Origin of the sequence: Gordonia sp. i37, assembly GCF_002043085.1 — a bacterium.
In the GTDB taxonomy this organism is placed as follows: domain Bacteria; phylum Actinomycetota; class Actinomycetes; order Mycobacteriales; family Mycobacteriaceae; genus Gordonia; species Gordonia polyisoprenivorans.
This window is the reverse complement of sequence record NZ_MVPX01000557.1, coordinates 1-5,478: the sequence shown is the minus strand read 5'-3', so window position 1 is coordinate 5,478 and position 5,478 is coordinate 1. Positions and strand designations below refer to the sequence as shown.

Here is a 5,478-nt window from a genome sequence, read left to right as displayed (position 1 = left end):
CCAGGCGGCTACCGAAGCCGCTTAACCGATGTCCGGCAAACGGGGGTAACCACAGTGTCCGCAGGATGAGCAGGCCCCTCACCAGCCCGCCACCCCCGCCCGAAACGCCGCCGTACTCGCGGTGGTGGAGTTGAACCGCCAGTCCCGTTCCTTGTCCATCTGGAACCAGACGAAACCCTCGACGCGCGATTGGTTGTCGACGATGGAGAAGAAGTCCCGGATCCACGACGCCTTGTCCTGCGCGGTGAGTCCGTCGGCACATCCGACCTCGGTGAGCAGGATGGGGTGTGTCGCATCGAGCGCCCGTAACGTTTCGAGACTCGGCACGAACAGGTCGGCGGCCGGCTGCCAGTGATGGCCGGGTGCCTCACCCCAGTTGTAGCCGTCCAGACCCAGCACGTCGATCTGGTCGCGGCCGGGATAGCATTCCCCAAAAGGGTTGGTGCCCAGCGTGAGTGCATTCGGTGCCCACACGAAACGTACGTTGTCGGGATGTCGGTCGGCGATCACCGAGCGCATCCTCGCCCACGCAGCGCGATAGTCGGCGGCGGTGTTGCCGTTCACCCCGACCGCCCATGGGTACCAGGTGCCGTTCATCTCCTGCGCGAACCGCACCAGCACCGGCTTTCCCCACGACGCGAGTTGTGTTCCCCATCGGGCGAATTCGGTGTCGAAGTCACCGGAGGCGATGCGCGACAACGCGAACTCGGGTTGGACGGTCCCGCCGTCGGGCTTCCACGGCTCCAGCGTCAGCAGTGGGGTGGCGCCGAAGGCGACGACGGCGTCGAGGTCGCCGACGGGTACCGGATCACCGAGCGCACAGAAGCGATGCACATACCTCGGTGCCGTACCCGCGAGATTCGTCAGTTGCTGCAGCGGGGTTCGTGTCCCGCCCTGCGCCGGTGTCACCGATGGGATGAACGCGCCCCACCGCCGCTCGTCCGGCGACACCGACGACGGGGACGGCATCGTCACAGGTCCGGTCGACGCGCACGCGCTCATCGCGCCGGCCGACCCGAGCAGCGCCAGCCGCATCACGTCGCGTCGCGAGAGCGCCGGAAGGGTCACCCGGTCATGCTAAGCCGAACCCGCCGATCCTCACGGCGTGTGCCGGACCGGCGAACCCGCCATGAGGCGGCCGCCGCCTCGATAGACTCCTCCGGTACTGCACCACCTGGCGTCATCGGGAGACACTCATGGCTTCGAGAAGGTCATTTCGCACGCTGGTCGTGCTCTCGTCGATCGTGGCGATCATCATCGCGGCGCTCGGTGCGGCCGGACCGGCCAGAGCCGCCGTCGTCGCCCCCTCCGCCGGATATGGTTTCGCCCAAGGCGGCGCCACCCTGTTCCTCAGTGCCGCCGACCTCAACCGTGAGCTCGACGCCGTCGCGAAGACCGACGCCCGCTGGCTGCGTGTGGGTATCGACTGGTCGAGCATCGAGCCGACGAAGGGCACCTACAACTGGTCCAACCCCGACCAGGTCATCAATGCTGCCCGCGCCCATCACCTGCAGATCCTGTCGCTGGTCACCACCACCCCGACCTGGGCGCGGCGTGCCGCGGCGCCCGGCGCGCTCGGCATGTACGCGCCACCTTCCGACCCGGCGACGCTGGGTGCGTTCATGAAGAAGTTCGTCGAGCGCTATCCCGACATCACCCACCACGAGATCTGGAACGAACCGAATCTCCCTGCCTTCTGGGGTTTTGCCCCGGCCAACCCCTCCGAGTACACCAACGTGCTGAAGGCCGCCTACACCGCGATCAAGCAGGTTCAGCCCGACTCGACGGTCGTCGCCGCCGGGATGAGCCCGCAGGCCGGTGCCGCCGACTTCTACATCAAGATGTATGCGGCCGGTGCCAAGAACTACTTCGACGCCACGGCCATGCACACCTACGTGTTTCCCGGTGGGATCGGCAAGACCCCCAACGGATGGACCGAAACCCAACAGATCCGGGCGGTCATGGTCGCGCACGGTGACGCCGCGAAGAAGATCTGGCTCACCGAGATGGGTGCCCCGACAATTCCGGAAGGGGCGTGGGCGTCGACGGGCTCCGTCGGTTTCGGCGTCAACGAGATGGTGACCCAGCAACAGCAGGCCACACAGATCGTCGACGTGTTGCGCGCCGCCGCCGACTCCGGCTACTGCGGTCCCGCATTCATCTACTCGGTGCGCGACTGGGGGACCTCGGCCACCAACCGCGAGGACAACTTCGGCGCACTGCTCACCCACGACTGGAAACCCAAGATCACCGCCTCAATCCTCGCCAGATAGCGGTGCTCGCTTGCGCGAACGCACGAGAGCCCAGACCGCGATCCCGACCGCGACGAATGACAACAGATCCGATTCGGTGATGCCGTGCCTGCCGGTGAGGCTGATCAGCGTGGCCCCCTCCAGGGGCTTGTTCCAGTAGAGCCAGGCCGCGCCGACCACCACCAACGCCACCGCCGCCCGCACGGTCGGGCGCAGCAGAGTCCACAGCCCGCAGGCGAAAAGCAGGTTGAGCAGGACGAGGGCGTGGAAAAGATCGGGTGAACGCATCGTGAACAAGTATGTCGATTCACTTCCATGAACGCACCATTCGGCCATCTGACGTGTCGTGACGACCGGCGGTCGTCATGCTTACGGTGTGGAGATGGGCAGGGAACGGAGCACATGAGACGGGTCGTCGTCGCGCTATGTTTCGCGATCATGCTGGCGGCGTCGTCCGGCTGTGCGACACCGACAGAGTCGACGCCGTCCTCACCACGCAAGACGGTCACGGTGTATGCCTCTGCCTCCACAACGCCGAGCAGTTCGGTCCCGGCCACCGCCGCGGCTCCGCCGACCACGGACGAGACGGGTACCACCGCTGTGTCCCCGAATCCCGCTCCACCCCAGACGCAGACGCCGACGACGACCGCGGCGCCGACCATCGGCCAGTCATGCATCGGCGCCGACATCGGCCGCACCGCCACCGACCCCAACGGCACAGCGATCGTGTGTGACGACTACCAATGGGTGCCCAACACCGGTCAGACACCTCAACATCCGTGGGCTGACGATCAACGCGAGTGGACCGAGTGCATTCAGACGCACACCACTGATGAGTGCCGCGAAATACTCGGTACCGGTTAGTGCGAATTCTGCTCCCACCCCGTCATTTCTTAGGTGTGCGAACGAGATTCGTTGTCGCCGAGGCAGGGCGCCAGGGTCTGCCAACTGTGGCGCATTCTTGATTATTTCGTCATGGGCATTTCTCGTCGATACCATTGCTTTCTCGCCGGGCCCGTGTCACTGTCGCTGACAGTCACTGATCAAACGCGAGGAGTGTCATGACCAGTACGCCAGGCGGACCCGACCAGCCCCCGTACCCGGGGGAGGACCCGCAGAATCAGGGCTACACACCTCCTCCGGGTGGATACGAAGCGCCGCAAGGCGGCTCCTATCCGCCACCCGGGCCAGGGGCATACCCGCCGCCGGCCGGTCAGTACCCGCCAGGTGGCGTGCCCGGTTACGCGCCGGCGCCTGCCCAGCTCGACCTCGGCGCCGCTCTGAGCTACGGCTGGAACAAGTACAAGGCCAACGCGCTCAACTGGATTCTGTTCGCCATCGTCACATTCGTGGTCGTCGGCCTGATCGACAGCGCGGCGCGCGGATTTCACTACGACACGTCGGTGCTCAACGCGCAGGGGATCATCGGGTCGCTCGTGTCCGGCATCCTCAGCGTCCTCGTGCAGGCGGCGTTCACCCGAGGTGCGCTCAACGAACTCGATGGAAACAAGCCGTCCTTCGCGGACTTCTTCACCTGGAACAATCTGGCTCAGGTGTTCATCGCCGCGATTCTCGTCTGGGTCATCACGACCATCGGCTTCATCCTCATCATCATCCCGGGGCTCATTGCCACGTTCTTGCTCTGGTACACCCTGGCTTTCGCGATCGACCGCAATCTGTCGGCGACCGACGCGATCAAGGGCAGTTTCGAACTGACGTCGAAGAACGTCGGCAGTCTGCTGTTGTTGGCCATCGTGGTGATCGTCCTGAACCTCGTCGGCGCCCTCCTGTGCCTCGTCGGGCTCCTGGTGACCGGTCCGGTCACCCTCATCGCCTCGACCTATGCCTACCGCGTGCTGTCCGGCGGGCAGGTGAGCCCGGCGCAGTGACCATTCGCCTGTTTTCAGTCATTTCCCGAGTAGCCTGACGGAAAAACCCCAGGTCGCGGGTCGGGTGCTACATCGCGAATGACTGAAAACAGGCGAGGCATGAGCCGCGGGCCTCGGCGCCTGGCGAGTACGAATACAGCTTCCACCGAATCAGGCTGAAAACCGCGATTTTCGGGGTCTGGGGCCCGCTCCGGTGTCATCTGTATTCGTAGTCGGCGGTTCCTTCCCGATCGTCGAGGTGCGAACGAGCCGCCAGGCGAGAAGTCATGGCGCGCCGGTGCTGGTTTCGGTGCCCGGTCAGTACGCCCCGTCCTTGCGGGCCACCGCCCAGACGGTGCGCCACAGGATGGTGAGATCCTGCATGATGGACCAGTTCTCGACGTAGGAGAGGTCCAGCCGCACCGACTCTTCCCACGACAGGTCCGAGCGCCCCGACACCTGCCACAGTCCGGTGATCCCCGGCTTGACGAGCATTCGCCGCGCAACGCGGCCGTCGTAGCGCTCCACCTCGTCGGGAAGTGGGGGTCGGGGGCCGACCAGGCTCATCGACCCGCCGACCACATTGAACAGCTGCGGGAGTTCGTCGAGACTGTAGCGCCGAATGAACTTGCCGACGCGAGTGACCCGCGGATCATCACGCACCTTGAACAACACACCGGCGCCCTCGTTCAAGGCGGCGATCTGCGGTCGCAAGGTGTCGGCGTCGGTGACCATCGATCGGAACTTCCACATCTGGAACGGCGCGTTGTTCAGTCCGATTCGGGTGGCGCGATAGAAGATCGGCCCACGCGAATCCAGCTTCACGGCAATCGCGATCACCACCATCACGGGCAGCAACATCAGCAGCGCCGACAACGCCCCGAACCGGTCGAGAGCTGCCTTCCGAAAGCGGTTCGCCCCTTCATATCTCGGCTTGTCGATATGGAGCAGGGGAAGTCCGGCAACCGGTCGCACCATCATCCGCGGCCCGGCCACGTCGGTGACGCCGGGCGCGACCAGCATCTCGACGTCACGTCCCTCGAGGTCCCACGACAACTCCTGCATCGCCTCGTGTCCGAGAGCTTCCGCGGAGGTCACCGCGACCGCGGTCGCGCCACATTCGTCCACGGCGGCGGCCACGTCGTCGAAGTCACCCCACCGGGGAACCTCGTAGTCGTCCACACGCACCGATGTCCCGACGCCCGGCTGTCCCAGCCGACTGCTGTCCGGGGAGCACACTCCGACGACCGTGTACCCCAACGCGGGATTGCGCATCAGGCGGGCGATGAGTGCTGTCGCCGAGGGGATCTCACCGATCACCAGGAGCCGGTCGAGGTAGGCGCGCGCTGCGTCGGGGG

General features: G+C 65.5%; 6 protein-coding genes. 3 read left to right on the top strand and 3 right to left on the bottom strand.

Going from position 1 to position 5,478, the window contains the following annotated elements; genetic code table 11:
* Positions 1 to 78: 78 nt before the first annotated feature.
* Entirely contained in the window at positions 79 to 1,068 is a 990-nt protein-coding gene (locus B1964_RS27565) for a glycosyl hydrolase (protein ID WP_079932085.1), read from the bottom strand.
* Between the two features lie 128 nt (positions 1,069 to 1,196).
* On the opposite strand from B1964_RS27565, the gene B1964_RS27560 reads away from it, so the two are divergent.
* Positions 1,197 to 2,273, top strand: a complete 1,077-nt coding sequence (locus B1964_RS27560) for a hypothetical protein (protein WP_079932084.1) — start codon at positions 1,197 to 1,199, stop codon at positions 2,271 to 2,273.
* Here the strand turns inward: B1964_RS27560 and B1964_RS27555 are convergent.
* Positions 2,256 to 2,540 (bottom strand): hypothetical protein, encoded by a 285-nt coding sequence (locus B1964_RS27555; protein WP_026920320.1) that lies wholly within the window; start codon positions 2,538 to 2,540, stop codon positions 2,256 to 2,258. The genes B1964_RS27560 and B1964_RS27555 overlap by 18 nt on opposite strands.
* A 114-nt stretch (positions 2,541 to 2,654) precedes the next feature.
* On the opposite strand from B1964_RS27555, the gene B1964_RS27550 reads away from it, so the two are divergent.
* Both B1964_RS27550 and B1964_RS27545 read left to right on the top strand, forming a co-directional pair.
* Positions 2,655 to 3,116, top strand: a complete 462-nt coding sequence (locus B1964_RS27550) for a hypothetical protein (RefSeq protein ID WP_253194236.1) — start codon at positions 2,655 to 2,657, stop codon at positions 3,114 to 3,116.
* Positions 3,117 to 3,313: 197 nt separating this feature from the next.
* Positions 3,314 to 4,141 carry a hypothetical protein gene (locus tag B1964_RS27545; protein WP_006372653.1) on the top strand — a complete coding sequence of 276 codons (828 nt, stop codon included), beginning with the start codon at positions 3,314 to 3,316 and terminating at the stop codon, positions 4,139 to 4,141.
* Positions 4,142 to 4,438: 297 nt separating this feature from the next.
* Here the strand turns inward: B1964_RS27545 and B1964_RS27540 are convergent.
* Positions 4,439 to 5,478: sugar transferase (locus tag B1964_RS27540; RefSeq protein ID WP_139765904.1), on the bottom strand; the 1,040-nt coding region annotated here is incomplete at its 5' end.